A 22,693-nucleotide genomic window follows, 5' to 3' on the forward strand; every position below is an offset into this window, starting at 1 on the left:
TGAATAATGTATTGCAAATTAGACACTCAATTAAAAAGATTATGAAGGTCTGAAATAAAAAGGGTGAAAAAGCAACAGTATGAAAATATATTAAAAAAGGAAGAAGATATATGCGTAAAAAAAAGCTATTATTGGTTAACATTTGTATGTTAACAGGATGTATCATTATCGTCGGTATCGGGATTTATAATGAAAATCGCTCCACACAATACCAGATGGAGCTGAATACCCGGGTCGGAGAAGCTGCAAATGGACAAACTGGCGAAAGTGTAGAGCTTTTTACAACTTCATGGGAGAATAAATTGTTATCAAATAATCAGCAAATTTATCAGACTGTCGATTTAAATAATCATCATAATTCTCAAGATGATGAAGTAGAGGTACAGGAAGATACAAACACGGCTCAAGAAACAGAAATTCAGGACGAAGCTTATGCAGTACAAGAAACAGAAGTGAAAAGTGAAACTTATTCAACTTCTGAGGAAGAACCTTCTTCCCAAATAACAAAAGGTGAAAGCAATCAAGCACAAACTGAAGAGAAAGAGCAAAGTAATAATTATTCCAATGAAAGAAACACTGCCGGTGGTGAAGCGAATAATTCAAAGGAAAAAACAGAAGCAGATCGTTATCAAAGCTCATCAGCATCTGGCAGCAAGATACACTCTGATGAAAATAAAAAGCCTTCTGATTCTAGTGGCTCTAAATCCGAAGATACAGAAGATACTGTAAAAGAAAATAATAATCCACCAGAAAATACAGAGGACAATCCAGACAAAGATAGCGACAAAGAAGAAGGCACAGGAGGTAAAGAACCTGAGCCGGGAAAAGATGAAGAAGATTTAGATGAAGAGGACAATGAAGAAGTAAATGAAGATACAGAAGATACTTCTGATCAGGAACCGGATAATGATGAATCTAAAGATGATGACAACAAGAGCGTAGCAACGGTTTACTCTGAGTAAATAATTATATACTATGTTTTTTTTAAATCTGAATATAATCGAAAACAAAAAAAGACAAAAAGAGATTTTTTAAAGAAATTACAATGAATATTAGCCTATTTCAACAAAATTTGATATTATATTAATTGCAGTAACTATTTATATGGATAGTTCGTTATTACATTAAATTTGATTTATGGAAGATAGAAAGGAAGGAAGATGAATTATGAGTAAACCAAAAGTAGTTGTGCTTGGTGCAGGCTATGCCGGATTAGTTGCCACAAGACGTTTAACTCAACAGCTGTCTCCTGAAGAAGCTGAAATTGTTTTAATTAACAAACATAATTATCACTATGAAAGTACATGGTTACATGAGGTTGCAGCGGGTACTATTAACCCGAATCAGGCACGTTTTATGCTTACAGATGTTGTTAACCCTAAGCGTGTCCGTCTAATTTACGATACAGTAACAGAAGTGAAACGCGAAGATAAACGTGTTGTTCTTGAAAACAGCGAAGTAGCTTATGATTATCTTGTATTTGCTTTAGGGTTTGTTTCTAATACATTTGGCATTCCAGGAATGGAAGAGCATGCATATGCGATTACTGACATAGATTCCAGCCGTTTGATCGCTGAACATATCGAATATCAGTTTGCTCAATACTCTTCAAGCGAAGAAAAACGCGATGAACAAATTTCAATCGTAGTCGGCGGTGGTGGTTTTACAGGTATTGAATTCGTTGGGGAACTCGCTGATAAAGTACCCGAGCTATGTAAAAAATATGATATTGACCGCAGTAAAGCAAGAATCATTAATGTAGAAGCTGCGCCATCTATTTTACCTATGTTTGATGAAGATTTGGTTTCTTACGGAAAACAATCTTTAGAAAATCGTGGTGTTGAATTCCGCATCGGTACCCCAATTAAAGAATGTACTGAAGAAGGATTTGTGGTTGGTGAAGACAATGAATTAATTAAAGCTGGTACAGTAGTATGGACTGGTGGAGTAACTGGTAACCCGGTATTAGCTGAATCGGGATTTGAATTATTTAGAGGAAAAGTAAATGTTGGACTGGATTTACGTCCGGAGGGTGAAGAAAATATCTTTATTCTTGGAGATTGCTCTTGGACAATGGATCCAGAATCTGGAAGACCATTTCCTCCAACAGGTCAGTTAGCTGTTCAAGAAGGAGCAAAAGCTGCTGACAACATTGTTGCCTTGATTCGCGATGAAGTTGTTACTGATTTTGTTTACTCTAATAAAGGAACAGTTGCATCTCTTGGTTTATCTGATGGTATCGGAAACGTACTTGACGGTAAAAAACTAAGCGGTAAAGCAGCGGCAGCAATGAAGAAAGTTGTTGATGACCGTTCTCTATTCTTAGTTGGCGGTGCAAAAACGTTACTTAAAAAAGGTAAATTCCGTCCGTTCTAAATAATAGGAAGTCATCCTAATCGTTGTATTCGATAAAATACTCCACAGGAGGTAAAAAATATGAAGAATTTCTTTTGCTATGTTTTGCTTGCTTTGACAGCACTGGTAGGTTACCGTGTTGCAAGTGAGTATTTAGAAGATAACAGGGACTTTAGATAAGTTTGAAAAATTGTCAGGATATATTCCTGGCAATTTTTTTATGGTTTTTAGTATAGATAGTGTTCTTCATTTACGAAACAATAATTCCAGATTTATTCACTGTATAGAAATAAAACATCCCAAACATAATAATACTTAAGGGGTGTGTCATGATGCGAATTTCTGTACTGCTATTGATATTTTTATTTCTTATATTTCCTCATACATCGCATGCTTCTGTCATGGAGCTTTACGATGAACAGAATGATTCTTGGCTTATTGATTTAAAACCTTATATATTTGAAATGGATGAGGCACTATTAAATTGGAATAACATTCAGTCCTTAACAAAGTATATGCAGGAAAAGGTCTATAAAAAGCCGAAAAACGCTTATATTAATAAAAATGGGGAAATTGTAAAAGAAAAACATGGGTATGCGCTGGAAGTAAACCAATTTCATACATTGATTAATGAATTTTACTATAGCGGAATGGATAACAGGCGGTTGCAAGTACCGAAACAAAAGATCCCGGCACGTGTTAGTGCAGAACTTTTAAAAGAAATTAAAGAGCACGAGTTAAATCGCTTTACAACCAGATTCAGGAAAGGAAATATAGAAAGAACACGTAATATTGAGCTTGCTGCAGATGCGATTAATAATACAGTCATTTTCCCCGGTGAGTACTTTTCTTTTAATGAAGTTGTGGGGGAAAGAACAAGAGAAAGAGGCTATCTTCCTGCCCCGGTTATTGTAAAAGGGGAATTTAGTGAGGATATTGGCGGAGGTATTTGTCAGGTATCATCGACATTATTTAATGCAGTAGATCTTCAAGGAATTGAAATAACGGAACGCTACGCACACAGCAGGGAGGTCCCATATGTTCCCAAAGGAAGAGATGCTACTGTAAGCTGGTGGGGACCGGACTTTGCATTTCGGAATAAATATAATCAACCTGTTCTTATTCAAGCGAGAGCTAATGAAGGAGCAATGACGGTCGCTATTTATACAAGTAACGATGCTTCTCTTTTTCAAGCAAAAAGTCCCTGATTTTTACTGTTGTGAGTAAAATCAGGGACTTGCTTTTTATCAGTGAAAGCTATTCAATATTATTCAGCTTTTTGCAATTCCAATTCAAAATTAATTTTTACTTCCTCACCAACAAGTACTCCGCCAGTTTCAAGGGAAGCATTCCAGGTTAAGCCAAATTCTTTACGATTAATACTTGTAGAGCCGCTGAATCCTGCAACAATGCCGCCGCCCATTGGATCTTTACTTTGACCTTCGAATGTTACGTTAAAAACAGCAGGTTTTGTAGTTCCTTTTATTGTTAAATCTCCAGCAACTTCATAGTCATCACCAGATTTTTTAATATCTTTTGCTGTAAAAGTAATGTTTGGATAGTTCTCTGCATCAAAGAAATCTGCAGAACGAAGGTGGTTATCACGATCATTATTACGAGTATTGATGCTTGTTACATCTATTGTTACTTCAATATCAGCATCTGTTAAATCCTCTGCATCCGCATTGATTTTTGCATCAAAATTATCGAAAGTTCCCTTTGCTTTTGAAATCATCATATGCTTTACAGAAAAGCCTACTTCACTATGCGCTTTGTCTACTGTCCAATTAATTTTTGCCATTATTATTGCCTCCTAAAAAATAGTTACTTACTTTATGTTACTTAGTGTAAAATAATAAATTAAGAAAGTCAAGTATCTTTAATTAAAAATATTTTAAATACATACATATATACAGTACCCAAATAAATATAGGATTAAACTTCTAAAGGTTTATGCCGTTTCCAAAAACCTGTTTTTTTAATAATAATATATAAGGGTTGTAAAGGAGGGGCAAAAAGTGGACAAAGGTACTATGATTAGTATAATAGCCGTGATTATCGCTGCAACAAACCAAGTTTTTGTGCTATTAGGTAAGTCACCAATGCTTATCGATAGTACCCTTATAGAACAATTATTATCTGCCATATTTACAATCATCACTGTTCTCATTGCTTGGGTAAGACGGAAGAAAGCATATATGGCTAAACCGAAAAAGAAAAAGAGTAAGAAAAAAAAGAATTAATACAGATATTAGAAATAGAGCCTGTAAAAATATTTTTCTTTACAGGCTTTTTTAATGCTTCCTTTTATAAATTTCGGTATACTAAATATTAGATAATAGAATAAAAAAAGGAGAGATGTTAATGGTTCAACAATTACAGCCAACATGGGACTTAGATGTTATTTTTCCTGGACAAAGTAACTCAGAGGAATTCCGCCAATTTGTGAATGAAGTTAAGAGAGATACTGCGAAATTAACCGAAGAAGTTAATCATTTAGATGCTAATGGCGAAATGGAAGCTTGGGAAAGAATTTTAGAAAAATTGGAGCTTCTTACAAAACAATCACGTGAAATGGGCGCATATATCAGTTGTTTAAGTGCGCAGGATGTAACAGATAAACAGGCTGCTTTATATGTTGCTGAGGCAGCTCAAGTACAAGCTTCAAGCAGTGCTTTGACAAAAATAATCGATCAAAAACTGGGAGCGATAACAGACGCAAACTGGGATATATTATTAGAACAGGAAGCGATAAAACCTCTTAAATTTATATTGACTGAAAGAAGAGAACGAGCACGCGAACAATTATCTAAAAATGAAGAAATTTTAATCGGCGATTTAGCTGTCGATGGGTATCATGCGTGGAATCAGATGTACGGAACCATTGTCGGCAATATGAAAATTGATATTGCAGAAGACGGAGAGACACAAAGTTATTCTGTCGGACAGGCTTCTAATAAATTATCAACACCAGACCGTGAGCAAAGAGAATATGTATTCCGGCAAATAAGCAAAGCCTGGAAAGAGAATGAAGACTTATTTGGGCAAACCTTAAACCACTTGGCAGGTTTCCGTCTGCAAACATATAAGCATTATGAATGGGATAATGTTTTAAAAGAGCCTCTAGAAAAGAACCGGATGAGGGAAAAAACATTAAATGCTATGTGGGGAGCAATCGAGAAGCATAAGCCTTTATTTGTAGAATACTTAAATCAAAAAGCAACTCTATTAAATTTAGATCAATTAAGTATTTTTGATGTGAATGCTCCTATTCAATCAAAGGTAGAAAAAAAGAGCTATGATGAAGGAGCAGCTTTTATTGTTGATCAGTTCCGGGGTTTTAGTCCACAGATGGCAGATTTCGCACAAATGGCATTTGAAAAACGATGGATTGAAGCAGAAGATCGGGCAGGAAAACGTCCGGGCGGATTCTGTACAAGCTTTCCTGCCAGCGAACAAACACGTATCTTTATGACCTATTCAGGAACTCCTTCTAATATAGCTACATTGGCTCATGAGCTGGGACATGGCTATCATCAGTATGTGATGAACGATGTGAACGGATTAAACCAAGGCTATGCAATGAATGTAGCAGAAACTGCTTCTACCTTTGCTGAAATGATTGTAGCTGATGCATCTGTGAAAATGGCTAAAACAGACGAAGAAAAACTGACATTGCTGGAGGATAAAGTATCGCGCAGTATTGCCTTCTTTATGAATATCCATGCACGGTTCTTATTTGAGAAGCAATTCTATGAAGAGCGTAAGCAAGGAATGGTAAGCACAGACAGATTAAATGAGCTTATGGTAGAGGCGCAAAAAGAAGCGTATTGTGACAATCTATCAGAATATGATCCGCATTTCTGGGCATCTAAGCTGCATTTCCATATTACTGGTGTGCCGTTTTATAATTTCCCTTATACTTTTGGATATTTATTCAGCCAGGGAATCTATGCATATGCACAGGATTACGAAGGAAACTTTGAAAAAAAATATACTGCTTTATTAAGAGATACAGGCCGATTGACAGTTGAAGAGCTTGCCGAAAAGCATCTGCAGGTTGACTTAACAAAACCTGATTTCTGGGAAAATGCAATAGAAATCTGTGAACAAGATGTCCAGGCATTTTTAGAATTGGCGAAGAAACTTCAAAAGTAGTATAAGCTATTGCGATTTACTGTAAAGTGATTTATACTGAACCTATACAAAAAAGTGAATAAAAAAAGCCTGCAAGGGGAGCCATTGGCTGAGAGTGAACATTATTCATGTTCTGACCCTTTGAACCTGTCAGTTAGCGCTGGCGTAGGGATTGTGGACTTTTTGATGGATATAAAAGTAATGTGTGAGCGGAGTTTTAGATGTTCTGTAGAGATGTACTCTCTTTTAAGAATATCGCCATCAAGAAGACTCCCTTGGCATTACTTTTTTGTTGTGTAAAAAAAGACTGTTGAAGCTATGAAAAAAATAAATTTGATTTTGGCATAGCGTCATGTATTTGGGGGAGAAGAAATTGAAAAATAAAACACTATTTTTAGTTGAGGTAGCAATATTTACTGCCTTCGCATTATTACTGGATATTTTACCGATAGGGTTTAAGCTCTGGCCACAAGGTGGCTCCGTATCTTTTGCAATGATTCCTATTTTTATTGTTGCTTTTCGCTGGGGACTTAAAGGCGGTCTTTTATCAGGGTTTCTTTGGGGAGTATTACAGGTTGCGACAGGGACGGCTTTCATTATGCATCCAGTACAGGGGATTATTGAGTATGGGTTAGCATTTACTGTTGTCGGCCTGGCAGGAATAGTCTCTAAACAGGTTGTGGAAAGTATAAAAGGTAAGCAGATGAAGAAAGCTTTTTCTTATATTTTAATTGGAGTATTTTTGGGTTCTGCTGCACGTTTTGTTTGTCATTATATTGCAGGAATGGTTTTCTTCGGATCTGCGGTAGACGGGCAGCCGGCCTGGCTCTATTCATTAATCTATAATTCATCTTATATGATTCCATCTTTTATACTGAGTCTAATTATTGTGTTTCTTCTGTTCTATAAACAGCCGAGAACATTAACAGGAAAAATTTAAAATAAAAGGGCAGAGAACACGCTGTTATTCAGTTTGGTATTCATAGACGGACGGTTATGTTCTTGAGAATTAATCTGTGAATAAACTATACTTTTGAAGAACTCCCTCACACAAAAAACCTGCAGCATTTATCGCTTCAGGTTTTTTTCTGTAAAGAATAAAGAATTAAATGTATAAGAGTGATCCGTTCCGAATTTTAATGACTCATGATTTGCATCGTTTTTGTTAAGTTTTATTAACATTTACTTATGTAATAGGCTATGTTCGTGAATAATGGTAGAATAAAGAAAATAAAAGAAATGATTACATGAAAAATAGAAGTAATCAACATTCCTGTTCAGCAGGAGAAAAAATGCTTCGGGGTGAAATTTTCATCTACGTAAGCATATATATGAAATAGGGGGGATTTTTCTAAATGGGAAAACAGATTCTAATTGTAGATGATGAGCAATCGATTGTTACTTTACTAAAATATAATATCGAAAATGCCGGTTTTACCACAGATGTAGCATACGATGGAGAAGAAGCTTATCAAAAGGCTGCTGCGGGTAACTATGAATTAATTATTTTAGATTTAATGCTCCCAAAACTAGATGGGATGGAAGTATGCAGGAAATTAAGAAAAAATGATATTGATACACCAATATTAATGCTTACAGCAAAAGATGAAGAAATTGATAAAATTCTTGGGCTGGAGCTTGGAGCAGACGATTATTTGACAAAGCCGTTCAGTCCAAAAGAAGTGGTTGCCCGAGTCAAAGCAATTATTAGAAGAACGCAGCGCCCACAGGAAAACAGTTACCAATCTATCAGAATAAAGGACTTGATTATTTATCCAGAACGCTATGAAGCAGAAATGAATGGAGAATTAATTACTTTTACCAGAAAAGAGTTTGAACTGCTGTACTATTTGGCTAAACATAAAGGAAAGGTTATTTCCAGAGATCAATTACTCAGCAGTGTGTGGGATTACGATTTTGTTGGTGACACAAGGATTGTTGATGTTCATGTAAGTCATCTGCGGGATAAAATTGAACCAAATTCAAAAAAACCTGTTTATATTAAAACAGTCCGTGGATTAGGTTATAAATTAGAGGAGCCGGTTTAAATGAAGATTTTATTTTCTAAAGCCTTGTTCCCCAATATACTTGGTATCACAATTGTCCTGATATTATCCGGATGGTTAATGGTACAAGCTGAAGGAAACTGGGTATTTACCATTGCTATTATTTTATTTGAATTTTTAGTGATTTCTATTATATTTATGCAATTCTATAATAAATACACGAGACCACTGAAAAAAGCTTCCAAAACAGTAAATGAAATGATTAGAGGAAATTACTCTGCCCGTTTCTATAATGGAAATAGTGAAGAAATGGAGCAATTGAGTAAAAATATTAATAAATTAGCCCGAAATATGAATGAGATTACCATTCAGGAGCAAATGCATGCTGAGCAGTTAACTTCTATTATTGACAACATGAAAAACGGTCTTGTCCTTATTGATGAGAAAGGATACGTCCATCTTGTAAATCGTGGATTTCTAGAGATGTTTCACGGAAATGAGAAACAATATCGCGGTCATTTATATTATGATGTATTTCAAAATGAGGCGATGCACGATGTTGTTCAAAAAACATTTCTATATGAGCAGCCAGTCAAACAACAATTTAAAAATAAACGCGGGTTGACTAAAAATTACATGGAGGTAATTGCCGCACCTATTTTTAATGAGCATAATATGATTAAAGGTGCTGTTCTGGTTATTTACGATATTACAGAATTAAAGCGGCTGGAAAAGATGCGCAAGGATTTTGTGGCAAATGTTTCTCATGAGCTGCGTACACCAATTACTTCAATACGAGGATTTGCAGAAACATTAAAAGAGGCACAGCATGATGAAAAAGCAGCAGAGGAATTTATAGAGATTATTTATAAAGAAAGTCACCGATTACAGTTACTCATTGAGGATCTATTAGAACTTTCCCGTTTAGAAAGAGAAGGTTTTCAACTGGAAAAAGAAGACTTTAATGTCAAACAGATGATAGATGCAGTTCTGCCGTCATTAGAACAAAAAGCAGAGAAGAAAGAGTTGAATTTGGCAACATCTATTTCCTCCGATATAAGCATTCATGCAGATGTTGAAAAATTAAAGCAGGTAATTATCAATCTTGTGGACAATGCAATTAACTATACACCTTCTGGAGGAGATGTGAATCTTAAAGTATCCGAGGATGAACATCGTGTCCATTTTTCAGTTGAGGATACTGGAATAGGGATGGAGCAAAAGGTAATACAAAGGATATTCGAACGGTTTTACCGGGTCGATAAAGATCGAAGCAGGAACACAGGCGGCACCGGTTTAGGTTTAGCCATTGTAAAGCATATTGTAGAAGTCCATCAGGGAGAAATCGTTGTGGACAGTGAAGTAAATAAAGGTACAGCCATACATGTATATATTCCGAAAGATTAAGTCATCGCTATGGTCATAGCGATGACTTTTCTCATTAACTCAACTTTCGCACCTTAAAAAATAACTTGCTTATCATAGAAACAGGTGTTGATTATTCCTTCCATCTATCTCTTGACAAAGCATAAACTCGATATAGAAAGAGGGTAACGTGTAAAGCTACCGCTGCGGCGGACCGTTTTGCTTTCCTAGGGACATGCTCTTCAGCTAACTTGAAAAGCGGTTTTCTTTTCAAATTAGCTGAAGCCGTCCCCATAGAAAGTGTAGTGGTTGGTTGCAGGAGCTATACACAATTTTCATTTCAATAGAAGGATGATTTAACAACATACAAGCAGGAAAAATGATGGAGATGTTTATTTTTGAATAGCAAGGTATAGATGCTTATTCTCAAGTGCGAAAGTTGAGTCATTAAATAAGCACTCATATCTAATTGTTATGAAGCAACTCTATAAAGGTTATCCTGTTTAGTAAGTAAATGTGCATATTATGCAGTTCTCTGCAAACATGATAAAATAATATTACTCAGATGATAGATAAAGGAGACGGGATTATGACTAAGAAGTTAATTTTAATTGACGGTAACAGCATTATTTATCGTGCTTTTTTTGCGTTACCGCTGTTAAATAATGAAAAAGGTGTCTATACCAACGCAGTCTATGGTTTTACAACGATGCTGCTTAGAATTTTAGAGGAAGAAAAGCCGACACATATGCTAGTTGCCTTTGATGCAGGTAAAACAACATTTCGCCATCAAACCTATAAAGAATATAAAGGTGGGCGGCAAAAAACTCCTCCAGAGCTTTCGGAACAATTTCCGGTCTTAAAGGAATTGCTTGATGCGTTTGATATTAAGCATTATCAGCTGGAGCAATATGAGGCAGATGATATTATTGGAACACTATCGAAGCAGGCAGATAATCAGGACTGGGAAGTGACTGTTATTTCTGGAGATAAAGATTTACTCCAGCTTGTATCGGATCATGTAACGGTCAGTGTTACCAAAAAAGGAATCAGTGATATTGAAAAGTATACACCAGAATATCTTCTTGAGAAAATGCAGGTAACCCCTGAACAGATTACAGATTTAAAAGGCTTGATGGGAGACAGCTCCGATAATATTCCGGGTGTTCCAGGTGTAGGTGAAAAAACAGCAACAAAGCTGTTAACACAATTTAATAGCCTGGAGCAGGTGTATGAGCATCTGGATGAAGTGAAAGGTAAAAAGTTAAAGGAAAATTTAACAACATATCATGATGATGCTGTCATGAGTAAAGAGCTGGCAACGATAAACAGAGATTCTCCAGTTGCGGTTGGTCTGGAAGATGTCATTTATGAAGGTTATTCAACAGGGTCTGTCCGGAATATTTTTATGGATTTAGGATTCCAATCATTATTGACACGACTTTCTGATTCAGAAGAAACAGAGGAAGAGGCCGTGGAACATAAAGAAATTAAATACGATATTGTGAACGATGTAACGGAAGAAATCTTCTCAGATGAAGATGTGATTGTTGTAGAAATGTTAGGCGAAAATTATCATACAGCACAGATTGAAGGAATCGGAATTGTAAATGACAATAAAAAAAGCTTTATTCCTACCTCTGCTGCAATGGAATCTTCTGTTTTTAAAAATTGGGCAGAAAACCCTAAAAAAAAGAAAATTGTATTTGATGCCAAACGGACAAAGGTTGCTTTACTGCGTAATGATATTCAAATTGAAGGAATTGTATTTGATGCCCTGCTCGCTTCCTATTTAATCAATCCTGCTGAAAATAATCATGATATTCCCGCTATTGCAAGCAGAAAAGGGAATTATGATTTATCCTTTGATGAAGAAGTTTACGGTAAAGGTGCTAAACAAAAAGTACCGGAAGAAGAAATTCTTAGCGAGCATGTTGTTCGAAAAACCAATGCATTGCTTGAATTATATCCGGAGATGGAAAAAGAATTAGAGGAAAATGAACAGGCAAAGCTCTTAAAGGAATTAGAAATGCCGCTTGCTCTGATTCTGGCTGAAATGGAGCATCAGGGTGTCTTAGTAGATGTCGAACGTCTGAAGGAAATGGGTGATGACTTAAAGGAAAGACTCAGCAATTTAGAAAAAGAAGTTTATGAATTGGCGGGCAAGGAATTCAATCTCAATTCACCGAAGCAGCTTGGTCCAGTGTTATTTGAAGATTTGGGACTTCCGGTAATTAAGAAAACGAAGACAGGCTACTCCACAGCAGCTGATGTGCTGGAGCAGCTTGCAGACCAGCATGAAATAATACCAAAATTACTTTTGTACCGTCAGCTGGGTAAGCTGCAATCAACCTATATTGAAGGTTTGCAAAAGGTGGTCCGCAAAGATACCCATAAAATTCATACGCGTTTTAACCAGGCTTTAACACAAACTGGCAGATTAAGCTCGGTAGATCCTAATCTGCAAAATATTCCTATCCGTCTAGAGGAAGGCAGAAAAATACGCGAGGCCTTCGTTCCCTCACAAAAAGGCTGGAAAATGTTTGCTGCTGATTATTCTCAGATTGAATTACGGGTACTTGCCCATATTGCAAATGATGAGAAATTGATTACTGCCTTTAAAAATGATTTAGATATTCATACGCAGACGGCAATGGATGTATTTCATGTTGAAAGGGACGAGGTTACATCGAATATGCGTCGCCAGGCGAAAGCTGTTAACTTTGGAATTGTGTATGGAATCAGTGATTATGGTTTATCACAAAACTTAGGTATTACGCGAAAAGAAGCCAAGCAATTCATTGAACGTTATTTTAACAGTTATCCAAGTGTAAAAGAATATATGGATGACATTGTTGTAGAAGCAAAACAAAAGGGGTATGTAACGACTCTGATGAATCGCCGCCGTTATCTACCTGATATTACCAGCCGAAACTTTAATGTACGCAGTTTCGCGGAAAGAACAGCAATGAACACGCCAATTCAGGGTAGTGCTGCCGATATTATAAAAAAAGCAATGATCGATTTAGACCATCGAATTAAACAAGAAAAACTGCAGGCCAAGCTTTTATTACAAGTTCATGATGAATTGATTTTAGAGGCGCCAGAGGATGAAATTGAAATCTTAAAAGAGATCGTTCCAGAAATGATGGAGAGGACCGTAGAGATTTCTGTGCCATTAAAAGTGGATTATTCTTATGGTGAAAGCTGGTTTGACGCGAAGTAAGGGGAAGAAAAAATGCCGGAATTACCAGAGGTAGAAACAATTAAAGAGACGTTGAAATTACTTGTCCAGGGCAAAACAATAGAAAATGTAGACGTGCTTTGGGCAAATATTATAAAGCAGCCGGATGATGCAGAGATATTTAAGCACCTGCTGGAAGGCCAAACCTTCCAGGAAATAAAGAGAAAAGGGAAATTTTTGCTCTTTTATTTAGATGATTATGTGCTCGTGTCTCATTTAAGAATGGAAGGGAAATATCGATTGCATGCACAAGCTGGGGAGATAGAAAAACATACGCATGTGATTTTCTATTTAAAAGGTGGCGAAACACTGCGTTATAACGATGTCCGCAAGTTTGGAACCATGCACCTGTTAACCAAGGGAAGTGAATTTACACAAGCACCTTTAATGGCTTTGGGACCAGAACCATTTGAGGAAGCATTTACTGCTGAGTATTTTTATCAGCAGCTAAAAAAATCATCTAGATTTATCAAAACAGCACTTCTAGATCAAAATCTTGTGACGGGACTTGGTAACATTTATGTTGACGAGACCTTATTCCGTTCCGGAGTTCATCCTTTAACAAAATGCAATGAACTGACTAAAAAAGAAGCAGATGCGATTCGTTCTGCTGCAATTGAAACACTACAGGAGGCTGTAAAGGCTGGCGGTACAACCATCCGCAGCTATGTGGACAGCCAAGGAAATATGGGAATGTTTCAGCAGGTTTTGTATGTTTATGGTCAAGATAAAAAACCATGTAAAACATGCGGTGAAGAAATTATAAAAATGAAGGTTGGCGGCCGGGGGACACATGTATGTCCTAAGTGCCAGCCGCAAAAAGGTGAATGATTTATGAGTTTAGTGATTGGATTGACTGGAGGAATCGCCAGCGGAAAAAGCACAGTAGCAAAAATGTTTGCTGAGTTAGATATTCCGGTAATTGATGCTGATGTAATAGCCAGGGAGGTAGTGGAGCCGGGGGAAGAGCCATATAAGCGTGTGGTAGAGGTATTTGGTAAAGAAATATTAAATCCGGACGGCTCGATTAATCGGCCGAAGCTGGGCTCTATTATTTTTTCAAACGAAGACAAAAGAAAACAGTTAAATCAAATTGTTCATCCGGCAGTCCGTAAACAGATGTTAAAGAAAAAAGAAGATTATATTGAGCAAGGGGAAAAGTGCGTTGTATTGGACATTCCTTTGTTGTTCGAAAGTAAGTTAACTTCCCTGGCAGATCAAATTTTAGTTGTATTTGTAGATGCAGAAACACAGCGCAAGCGTTTGTTGGAAAGGAATCAGCTTACTGAACAGGAAGCAATGGACCGGATCGGTTCACAAATGCCTTTAGAAGAGAAGGCAAAGCTTGCTGACGAACTAATTGATAATAATCATACTATAGAGGAAAGTAAAAATCAGCTGTTGGATTTATTAAGAAAATGGAACATAATTGAATAGTTAAACACAGTACAGGCACCATCTAAGCTTATTATAAAGTGAAGATAGTGCTTTTCTTTATTATCTAAATTTTAAATGCAGATACTCCAAATAATGATAAGAAACATTTTTATATTTAATGACACACTTTACCTTATATATGTTATACTAATTGTAACAAAAGATAAAAAGTATAACATAATCAGGAGGAAAGAAGTGCTTATGGAGAAAACGCGTATTGCAATAACAGGTTTTGGCCGAATTGGTAGAATGGTTTTTCGTCAGGCGATGGAGGAGGAACAATTAGAAGTTGTTGCCATTAATGCAAGTTATCCATCAGAAACACTTGCTCATCTAATTAAATATGATAGTGTTCACGGCCCTTTTAAGGGAGAAGTGAAAGCGTTGCCGAATAAACTGATTGTTAACCGCAAAGAAGTTCTTTTAGTAAATTCCAGAAATCCTGAAGAACTCCCTTGGAAGGATCTTGGTATTGATGTTGTTATTGAAGCAACAGGTAAGTTTAAAACGAAAGAGACAGCGGGTCTTCATTTGCAGGCGGGAGCAAAAAAAGTGATTATAACTGCGCCTGGAAAAGAGGTTGATAAGACAATTGTAATCGGAGTAAATGAAAGTGATTATAACCCGGAGCTGGATGATGTTATTTCCAATGCGTCCTGTACTACAAATTGTCTGGCCCCGGTGGTAAAGGTTATTGATGATCACTTTACAATAAAGAATGGCCTGATGACAACAGTCCATGCTTTTACAAATGATCAAAAGAATATTGATAACCCGCATAAAGATTTACGTCGGGCAAGGAGCTGTACGCAATCTATAATTCCAACGACGACCGGCGCTGCTAAAGCACTTGCAGAAGTGATGCCTAAGCTTAAAGGTAAATTACACGGGATGGCATTACGCGTGCCGACTCCTAATGTGTCCTTAGTTGATTTAGTGATTGATATTGAAGAAGATGTCACTGCAGAAGAGGTTAACGCAATATTTAAACAGGCTGCAGAAGGAAATATGCATGGAGTCATTCAATATTCTGATGAACCTTTAGTTTCTGTTGACTATACAACAAGTACTTATTCTGCAACAATTGATGGCCTGTCAACGATAGTAATGGATAATAATAAATTAAAAATTATTGCCTGGTATGATAACGAATGGGGTTACTCAAAACGAGTTGTTGACTTAACCAGCTATGTAGGCTATAAATTAGAACAGAAGGTACGTTTAACATCATAAGAACAGGAAGAAATCCGCGTGAAAAACTTCGTGCGGATTTCTTTTTCTGTTATTAAACTTTAAATTTACCTGCTTCATCCTGAAGTTCTTGAGCAGTTTCGCTTAAGGATGTAGCGACATGAGCTACTTCATTCATTGTTGCAGTCTGCTCCTCCATCGACGCTGCAATAGTATCAATATTTCCGGACATGACTTGAGAGCCTGTTGAAATCTCTGTAACCGATGCTGCCACTTGTTCTGCACTTGCTGAAAGCTCCTGTGAGGTCGCTGAGATTTCCTGAATTTCATTTGTCATACCTCGAATAGCTTCTACAATAGATTCAAACGATGAGCCAGCTTCAGTAATAACCTCTACTCCTTTTTGAACAGCAGGCAGGGCACTTTGCATAGCTTTTTCAACATTTTCTGTGTCATTTTTAATTTCTTTAGTTAACATGCTGATAGAACCAGCTGATTTTTTTGACTCCTCTGCCAGTTTACGTACTTCATCTGCCACTACTGAAAATCCTTTTCCCTGCTCCCCTGCACGAGCTGCTTCAATTGCTGCGTTTAATGCTAACAAATTTGTTTGATCTGTGATATCAGTAATAACCTTGGTAATATTTTCAATTTCTTCTGTTTGTTTTGCCAATTTTATCACAAGTTCATTTACTGAAGATGCCGACTCATTAATATTGTTCATCTGCTGCTGAGCATCACCGATAATCTTCGTCCCGTTTTGAGCAGATTCACTTGTTTCACTGGAAGAAGAATGAAGCGATTGTGCGGCTTCAGCAATCCGCTGTACACCTTGTGCAGTTTCTCCCATCGCAATGGAGCTTTCATTCGCTGCATATGCTGCTGTTTGAGAGGTTTCAGCTGTATCGGCAGCCTGCTTTGTCACTTCTTCTGTTGTAGCAGATGCTTCTTCAGCACTTGCAGAGAGCTCTTCAGATGATGCGCCTAACTGTTCCGCATTTTGTTGGATACGAACAATTAAGTCACGTGAATTATTTTTAGAAGCATTGAAAATAACAGCCAATTGACCTAGTTCATCTTTCGATTTAACAGCAATATCTTCAGCAGATAAATCACCATCGCCAATTTTCTTTGCAATATCCATAACACTTAATAATGGAGCTGTTATAGAACGGCGAACATAGAACATTAAACCAATTCCAATTAGTATACTTGCCCCTAAAACAATGATTGAAACAACCTGTGCGATACCAATCGCAGAATCTATTTCTCTTTCGATATTATCCATTTGTCCTACTTGATAGTTTTCATTGCTTGTGCCGCTTCAAACATTCCTTCATTGACATCTTGAACAGTTGTATTGACAATTTCTGTTGCCTGTTCTATATTGTCATTTTGAACAGCAGCTATTATATCAGGCATTACTTCGTTGAATTCATCATTTGGGATGCTGGCCTGTTCCCAATACATTCTCATTTCTTCTGAAGCTAAATACCCTTCCAGTTCGTTTAAATTTTCATCCAGCTCCCCGGCAACAGTCAGAAGATTTTCTCTATGCATGTCTTCCTCCGGTTCTAAAATCAACGAACGGATATGGAGCGCCTGCATGGCGACATCGTAGCGGATGTTTTCAATTAAGAAAAGCTGTTCCAGGCGGTAATCCATTGCTTCTTCTACTTCGCTTTTAATATTTTTCAAATTCATCATACTGCTGCCTACAGAAACAGCTAATAAAACAATTAACACAATAAAAGATAAATTTAACTTCTTTCCTACACTCATTAAACATACTCCTTCTTCTTTAAAAATGATATAATTACTTTCTTATTTAGTATATCGGTCGTTTATCATTAATATGTAGTAGGTCTTTGCTATTGTTTTGTGAAAATAATACTACAACCAATTACCGAAAAATGATCTTATTGAAGCTCCGAAAAATTTTACTTGTTTTTGGATGATTTCAATAAATTTTGCTTTATGTTTAACCTGAATGCTTCTTCGTTTTAGGAAAGTAGTTTAAATGTTTAAATCATGTTAAAATAGTACACACGTAATTATTATATTCATATGTTCAAGAAGTGTGCGCTTTATAAAGCAGATAAATAGAACCTGACAGCTGATTTCATAGGCTTACGAATACTGAAGGGTTATTTTTCACCGGACTTTTTGAACACTCTCTTACTAGTGAAAATATAGGATGTGTATGTATATGTCGATGGGTTATAAAATTAAACGTTTTTTTAATAATCATTCAGAAACCAGTGATAATCATATAGATAAGTCTTTAAAAACCAGGTATTATAAAGCGAGTAAGAATACAGTTATTCAAACTGTAGAGGATTATTTTAATTCGAGTCCGGATTTTTCAATTCATGCACGCTCCGATCAGCATGGAGAGATTGGAGCAACCAGCAAACGCGGTAAAAAAGTTTTAGTTATCGCTACAGTTGTTATGGTTCGGCCATACTATACAGCACTCGATTTTTCTGTAACGACAGAAACACCTGTCCATATTGATTTTGGCCATAGCAATAAAATAATAAGAAGAGTATATCAGCATGTAAATGAACAGCTGCCGGAGATAGAAATGTAATTTGAGAAGGAGTGAACGAAATGCGTTGTTCCAACTGTAATAACAAAAATACTAAAGTACTGGATTCTCGACCGATAGAAGAGGGAGCAGCAATACGTAGACGCCGGGAATGCGAGAAGTGCGGATTTCGTTTTACCACTTTTGAACGGATTGAAGAAGTACCACTCATTGTTGTGAAAAAAGATGGCATGCGTCAGGAATTCTCGAGAGAAAAGCTGACAAGAGGCATTATCAGAGCATGTGAGAAGCGGCCTGTAGCTATAGATACGATAGAAAACATTGCATTGGAAGTAGAAAAAAGTTTGCGAAACACAGGAAATTCTGAGGTTTCCAGTCATACAGTAGGTGAGATGGTGATGGAGAGACTTGCAGAAGTTGATGAGGTCTCTTATGTCAGATTCGCATCTGTATATCGTCAATTTAAGGATATCTCCGTTTTCTTAGACGAGCTGAAAGAAATTATTAAAACGGATAAACAAGCACATGAAGAATAAAAATGAAATTATGTGGCCGGGACTGCGATTACTCGTCCAGTCGAAAACATTTTTGATTGAGGGCCCTGCCGGACAAAATTTGGGACTGCGGTTACTCGCCGCACGAGAGACATTGCAGACTCTTATACATTTTTACTTTTCAAAAAAGGATGGGTTATCATGAATGTAATTGGAAAAATCCTTCCTATTGATGGATATAATGTTGTTATGGACAAACAGCCTCCACTTGATTTTAATGCTTCTTTGACACATCTGTATCAGCCGTTAATCGGTATCCAGGCAATTTCTTTATACTATACTTTGTTTTATGAGGTGGGTCATGTGCAAAAGGTGCAGACACACCATACATTAATGACATATTTAAATTTGACACTGGATGATATCTACCGTGCACGTATAAAGCTGGAAGCCATCGGGTTATTAAAAACTTATAAAAGAACAGAGGACGGCAGAGATTATTATACGTATAATGTGCAGTGCCCATACTCTCCGAATCAATTTTTCAGGGAAGCAATGCTGTCTCAGCTGCTGCTGCATCATATAGGAGAACTAAAATATAATGAGCTTTATTCGCGTTATGTAAAGGATAGCCATCTATATGGCGAAGAGGTAACAGCTGATTTTAATGAAGTGTTTGATACAATAACACCATCTTTGCCTGTTGCTGAGAATGTAAAAACAAAGAGGCAGTGCACTGAAAAGGATTCAATGGATTTTTCCTGGATAGAACAAACGCTCAAGCAGCGGTTTATTCCAGCTGAAAGAATCCTAAATTCTGCGAATAAAAAGCTTATTCATCAAATGAAGGTATTGTATGACATAGAAAGTGTTGATATAGAGAAAGCACTGCTGTGGGCTCTTGATGAAGATAATAAATTGAATCAGGAAGAGTTTAAATCAGCATGCCACGACATGTTTATTTCCCGTAACAACGGGCAGTCTATCCGTTTAAAAGAAAAGATAACGGCGAATACAGAGGCTATAATGAAGAAGCCTGAAACAAAGGAAGAACAGCTTATTCAAGAGCTGGAGACAATTTCTCCAAAGCAATTATTAGAAGATCTATCAGATGGGAATCATGCATCTGAGCAGGATATCAAGGTTGTCCGCGAGGTTATGACCAGGCAGGGATTGCCAGCTCCTGTCATGAATGTTTTAATTCATTATGTCCTGCTGCAATCAAATATGAAGCTGTCCAAAGCTTATATGGAAACTATTGCCGGCCACTGGTCCAGAGTTGGACTGAAGTCTGCCAAAGAAGCAATGAGCTTTGCTAAACAAGAACAGGAAAAATATAAGTCTGCTAAAAATAAACCAAGAAAAAATAATAATTATAATTACAATAATAGCTATAAGAAAGAGGTTGTTCCGGATTGGTTTAACAACCGGAAGAAGAAACAGCCGGTGAATACAGGCTTAAGCGAAAAAGAGCAGCAGGAAATTGAAGCTAAGCTGCAAAAATATTTAAATGAAAGCTGAAAAGGAGGGATGCTTGATGAAGCCTATACAATCAGAATTAAAAGCATGGATGGATACGAATGAGAATTTCAAATCCAATTATACTAGAATAAAAAAAGAAATTCTGAGTGATCCCTCTATTCAATCATTTTTACATGAACACCATGAACTGACTGACCACGATATTGAAAAGAACTTAATGCGGCTATATGAATATAAGACACAATCCAAGCAATGTGATCGCTGTGCTTCTTTTGGAGAATGTCAAAACATGGTTCAAGGGTACTCTCCGATATTAAGTATGGATAAGAATGAAATTAGACTCAGTTATGAAAAATGTCATTCACGTATTCAGGCTGAAGAACAGCAGGCGCAGCAGAGGTTATTTCAAAGTCTTTATATGCCAAAAGAGATTTTGGAAGCGAAAATGTCAGAAGTTATTCAGGATAAGTCGAGGATTTCAGCAATTGGTGAAATTATCAATTTTTTAGAGGAAGCTAAAACAAGCTTGCCTAAAAAAGGTTTATATCTTCATGGCTCGTTTGGAATTGGTAAAACATATCTATTAGGTGCTATAGCGAATGAACTGAAAAAGAGAAATTACTCAACTACACTTATTTATATGCCGGAGTTTGTCCGGGAAATAAAGGGTTCTTTTAAAGATGATTCTTTTAATGAAAAGATAGATTTCTTTAAGAAAGCAGATGTTTTAATGCTGGATGATATTGGGGCGGAATTACAATCAGCCTGGTTCCGGGATGAAGTATTAGGCTCTGTCCTGCAATATCGTATGATGGAAGGCTTACCTGTTTTTTTCTCTTCCAACTTTGATTTAAATCAACTGGAGAAGGAACTTGCAAGTACAAGAAATGGTGTGGAAGAAGTCAAAGCCGGGCGGATTATTGAGCGTATTAAGCAGGTAAGTACAGTGGTGAAAATGTCTGGTGAAAACAGAAGAGACGAATAGAAAAGAGGATTTCCGCTGATGGAAATCCTCTTTTCTATTCATATGTTTATCATCAGGTGAAACTTTTTAAATGTTTTTTTAAATAGGCATAACAAGTATCTTTTTGCAGATTTTTTTATAGAGGCTGTTCAAAAGTCCCTAAGTGCTAGTATATGCTCTTGATCCATTCGTGAGATTCATACGAATGGATCGAATCTAGTTTTAGCAAATATTACGAGCAAGAATTAACTTATATATCACTTTTTGAACACCCTCTTATACTACATCAAGCAAATCTGCTAGTCTGACTAGTTTGAGCATTTTTATCTGAACTTGTCCATATAATGTAACAGTTTGTAAGTGGATGAGGGTGATATGTATTGTTGGAAGTGTATTTTGAATCAGATAAGGAAGTAGCGGCTTTTCGTAATCAGTTAAATCCATATAGAAAAAAGATCAGAGTACATCAACAAGCAAATACCAGATGGGGTAATAAATTATGTCTGGAAGGTGATTTAGCAGGGATAGATTTAATTAACGTGATAAGCTCTGCGATGGCAAATGTTTTTATAGAAGAGCATCTTTCTGATATCATCATTCGAAAAATCACAAATAATTATTACTTTTCAGATCCTGATGAAATTAATCGTATTTATGATTTTTCTATGTGGATTTTATTTGACTCAGATTCTGATAATCAGTTTTTACGTGAGCAGGTAGATACAACAAAGCTTTTGCAGTATATCTTTTTTTTGCATTTAAAGGAACATACGAGTATTCATTTTAGTGCGATATTGCATTTTCGGCTGGCTCATTTTTTAGACTTTATTCAAGAATGTGTCGGGAAGGCTATTGAAGAATTTAAGAGGGAAGAGGATCATCAGACATTTATTGATATGTTACGTCATTATATTGAGAAAAAAGATCCTTGTGTTGATTTAATTCATATAGAGCAGGGAGAAAATTTTATTTTTTACAATGAAAAAGGGGAAGTAATTTCTAAAGATATGCTGCGTTTTTGGATGTATCAAGCCCCCTTATATGCATTAGGTTTACATGAAAATGAATTTAATTTAAGTCCGCTTATTGCAATGTCACCGGCCAGAATAAAAGTATATGGAGATAATCCAGCAGATCCGAAAATAATGACAATAACAAATATTTTTCAGGAAAGGGTAGAATTTGAAAGGAAAGGGGTATCGATTCTTTCTCGTTTAGATTAAACAATTGGACTTGCTTTTCAATCCTGGAAGGAATATAATACGTATAGAGTTTGAAAATGAAACTGCTGAGATGAGGACATGATTATTTTCAGCTTACGTATTCAGAGAGGGAAGTCCTTTGGCTGCAAGCTTCCTTTCGTAAAGAAATAATTACCCCCTTGGAGCATTGCTGCTGAAATAATTTGTAGTAGGCAGTAACGTTTTATCTGCGTTAAAGATCAATGAAGCTGGGGATAAAAGGATT

21 protein-coding genes, 1 riboswitch and 1 other annotated feature (1 of these 23 running past the window's edge) are annotated in these 22,693 nt (G+C 36.5%); of the genes, 18 read left to right on the forward strand and 3 right to left on the reverse strand.

Annotated elements, in window-relative coordinates; translation table 11 throughout:
* Positions 1–110 precede the first annotated feature (110 nt).
* The 3 genes from MKY30_RS17075 to MKY30_RS17085 all read left to right on the forward strand — a co-directional run bounded on the left by MKY30_RS17075 (position 111) and on the right by MKY30_RS17085 (position 3,563).
* Entirely contained in the window at positions 111–962 is an 852-nt protein-coding gene (locus MKY30_RS17075) for a hypothetical protein (protein ID WP_339286002.1), read from the forward strand.
* A 205-nt stretch (positions 963–1,167) separates the two neighbouring features.
* Entirely contained in the window at positions 1,168–2,376 is a 1,209-nt protein-coding gene (locus tag MKY30_RS17080) for an NAD(P)/FAD-dependent oxidoreductase (protein ID WP_147207994.1), read from the forward strand.
* Positions 2,377–2,684: 308 nt separating this feature from the next.
* Positions 2,685–3,563 carry a VanW family protein gene (locus tag MKY30_RS17085; RefSeq protein WP_341084899.1) on the forward strand — a complete coding sequence of 293 codons (879 nt, stop codon included), beginning with the start codon at positions 2,685–2,687 and terminating at the stop codon, positions 3,561–3,563.
* Positions 3,564–3,622: 59 nt separating this feature from the next.
* Here MKY30_RS17085 and MKY30_RS17090 read toward each other — a convergent pair whose 3' ends face one another.
* Positions 3,623–4,156, reverse strand: a complete 534-nt coding sequence (locus MKY30_RS17090) for a YceI family protein (RefSeq protein ID WP_147207993.1) — start codon at positions 4,154–4,156, stop codon at positions 3,623–3,625.
* A gap of 217 nt (positions 4,157–4,373) precedes the next feature.
* Between MKY30_RS17090 and MKY30_RS17095 the strand changes: the two genes are divergently transcribed.
* The 9 genes from MKY30_RS17095 (at position 4,374) to MKY30_RS17135 (ending at position 15,777) form a co-directional block, all read left to right on the forward strand.
* Positions 4,374–4,598 carry a phage holin gene (locus MKY30_RS17095; RefSeq protein ID WP_147207992.1) on the forward strand — a complete coding sequence of 75 codons (225 nt, stop codon included), beginning with the start codon at positions 4,374–4,376 and terminating at the stop codon, positions 4,596–4,598.
* Between the two features lie 121 nt (positions 4,599–4,719).
* The gene (locus tag MKY30_RS17100) at positions 4,720–6,513 is read left to right on the forward strand and encodes a M3 family oligoendopeptidase (protein ID WP_341084903.1); all 1,794 of its coding nucleotides are present in this window, start codon (positions 4,720–4,722) and stop codon (positions 6,511–6,513) included.
* A 64-nt stretch (positions 6,514–6,577) separates the two neighbouring features.
* A riboswitch (TPP riboswitch) is annotated at positions 6,578–6,682 on the forward strand.
* A 162-nt stretch (positions 6,683–6,844) separates the two neighbouring features.
* Complete coding sequence (gene thiT, locus MKY30_RS17105) at positions 6,845–7,432, forward strand: energy-coupled thiamine transporter ThiT (protein WP_147207990.1); 588 nt, start codon at positions 6,845–6,847, stop codon at positions 7,430–7,432.
* Between the two features lie 415 nt (positions 7,433–7,847).
* Positions 7,848–8,540, forward strand: coding sequence for a response regulator transcription factor (locus MKY30_RS17110; RefSeq protein ID WP_147207989.1), 693 nt, complete (start codon positions 7,848–7,850; stop codon positions 8,538–8,540).
* Positions 8,541–9,905, forward strand: coding sequence for a two-component system histidine kinase PnpS (pnpS, locus tag MKY30_RS17115; protein ID WP_341084905.1), 1,365 nt, complete (start codon positions 8,541–8,543; stop codon positions 9,903–9,905).
* A 547-nt stretch (positions 9,906–10,452) separates the two neighbouring features.
* Entirely contained in the window at positions 10,453–13,089 is a 2,637-nt protein-coding gene (polA, locus tag MKY30_RS17120) for a DNA polymerase I (protein WP_339286017.1), read from the forward strand.
* Positions 13,090–13,101: 12 nt separating this feature from the next.
* A complete protein-coding gene (gene mutM / locus MKY30_RS17125; protein WP_341084907.1) occupies positions 13,102–13,938 on the forward strand; it encodes a DNA-formamidopyrimidine glycosylase in 837 nt (278 codons plus the stop codon).
* Positions 13,939–13,941: 3 nt separating this feature from the next.
* Positions 13,942–14,544: a dephospho-CoA kinase gene (coaE, locus tag MKY30_RS17130; RefSeq protein WP_147207985.1), complete on the forward strand. Its 603-nt coding sequence runs from the start codon at positions 13,942–13,944 to the stop codon at positions 14,542–14,544.
* A gap of 201 nt (positions 14,545–14,745) precedes the next feature.
* Complete coding sequence (locus MKY30_RS17135) at positions 14,746–15,777, forward strand: glyceraldehyde-3-phosphate dehydrogenase (RefSeq protein WP_147207984.1); 1,032 nt, start codon at positions 14,746–14,748, stop codon at positions 15,775–15,777.
* Between the two features lie 52 nt (positions 15,778–15,829).
* Here MKY30_RS17135 and MKY30_RS17140 read toward each other — a convergent pair whose 3' ends face one another.
* Both MKY30_RS17140 and MKY30_RS17145 read right to left on the reverse strand, forming a co-directional pair.
* Complete coding sequence (locus tag MKY30_RS17140) at positions 15,830–17,023, reverse strand: methyl-accepting chemotaxis protein (RefSeq protein ID WP_341084910.1); 1,194 nt, start codon at positions 17,021–17,023, stop codon at positions 15,830–15,832.
* Positions 17,024–17,028: 5 nt separating this feature from the next.
* Positions 17,029–17,517, reverse strand: a complete 489-nt coding sequence (locus MKY30_RS17145; protein ID WP_339286024.1) for an MCP four helix bundle domain-containing protein — start codon at positions 17,515–17,517, stop codon at positions 17,029–17,031.
* 427 nt (positions 17,518–17,944) lie between these two features.
* Between MKY30_RS17145 and MKY30_RS17150 the strand changes: the two genes are divergently transcribed.
* The 6 genes from MKY30_RS17150 (at position 17,945) to ytxC (ending at position 22,449) form a co-directional block, all read left to right on the forward strand.
* A complete protein-coding gene (locus tag MKY30_RS17150; RefSeq protein ID WP_339286026.1) occupies positions 17,945–18,328 on the forward strand; it encodes a cytosolic protein in 384 nt (127 codons plus the stop codon).
* A 20-nt stretch (positions 18,329–18,348) separates the two neighbouring features.
* Complete coding sequence (gene nrdR / locus MKY30_RS17155; protein WP_077603243.1) at positions 18,349–18,822, forward strand: transcriptional regulator NrdR; 474 nt, start codon at positions 18,349–18,351, stop codon at positions 18,820–18,822.
* Entirely contained in the window at positions 18,812–18,985 is a 174-nt protein-coding gene (locus MKY30_RS17160; protein ID WP_156985427.1) for a hypothetical protein, read from the forward strand. Before nrdR ends, MKY30_RS17160 begins: the two co-directional genes overlap by 11 nt.
* The gene (locus MKY30_RS17165) at positions 18,982–20,301 is read left to right on the forward strand and encodes a replication initiation and membrane attachment family protein (protein ID WP_339286029.1); all 1,320 of its coding nucleotides are present in this window, start codon (positions 18,982–18,984) and stop codon (positions 20,299–20,301) included. The genes MKY30_RS17160 and MKY30_RS17165 overlap by 4 nt, the downstream gene beginning before the upstream one ends.
* Before the next feature lie 16 nt (positions 20,302–20,317).
* Complete coding sequence (gene dnaI, locus MKY30_RS17170) at positions 20,318–21,247, forward strand: primosomal protein DnaI (RefSeq protein WP_339286030.1); 930 nt, start codon at positions 20,318–20,320, stop codon at positions 21,245–21,247.
* Between the two features lie 368 nt (positions 21,248–21,615).
* The gene (gene ytxC, locus MKY30_RS17175; RefSeq protein ID WP_339286298.1) at positions 21,616–22,449 is read left to right on the forward strand and encodes a sporulation protein YtxC; all 834 of its coding nucleotides are present in this window, start codon (positions 21,616–21,618) and stop codon (positions 22,447–22,449) included.
* Positions 22,450–22,507: 58 nt separating this feature from the next.
* Positions 22,508–22,693 (forward strand) — a binding site (T-box leader) (it continues 53 nt past the right edge of the window).

The sequence above is a fragment of the Oceanobacillus sp. FSL W8-0428 genome (genome assembly GCF_038004405.1).
Classification (GTDB): domain Bacteria; phylum Bacillota; class Bacilli; order Bacillales; family Amphibacillaceae; genus Oceanobacillus; species Oceanobacillus sojae.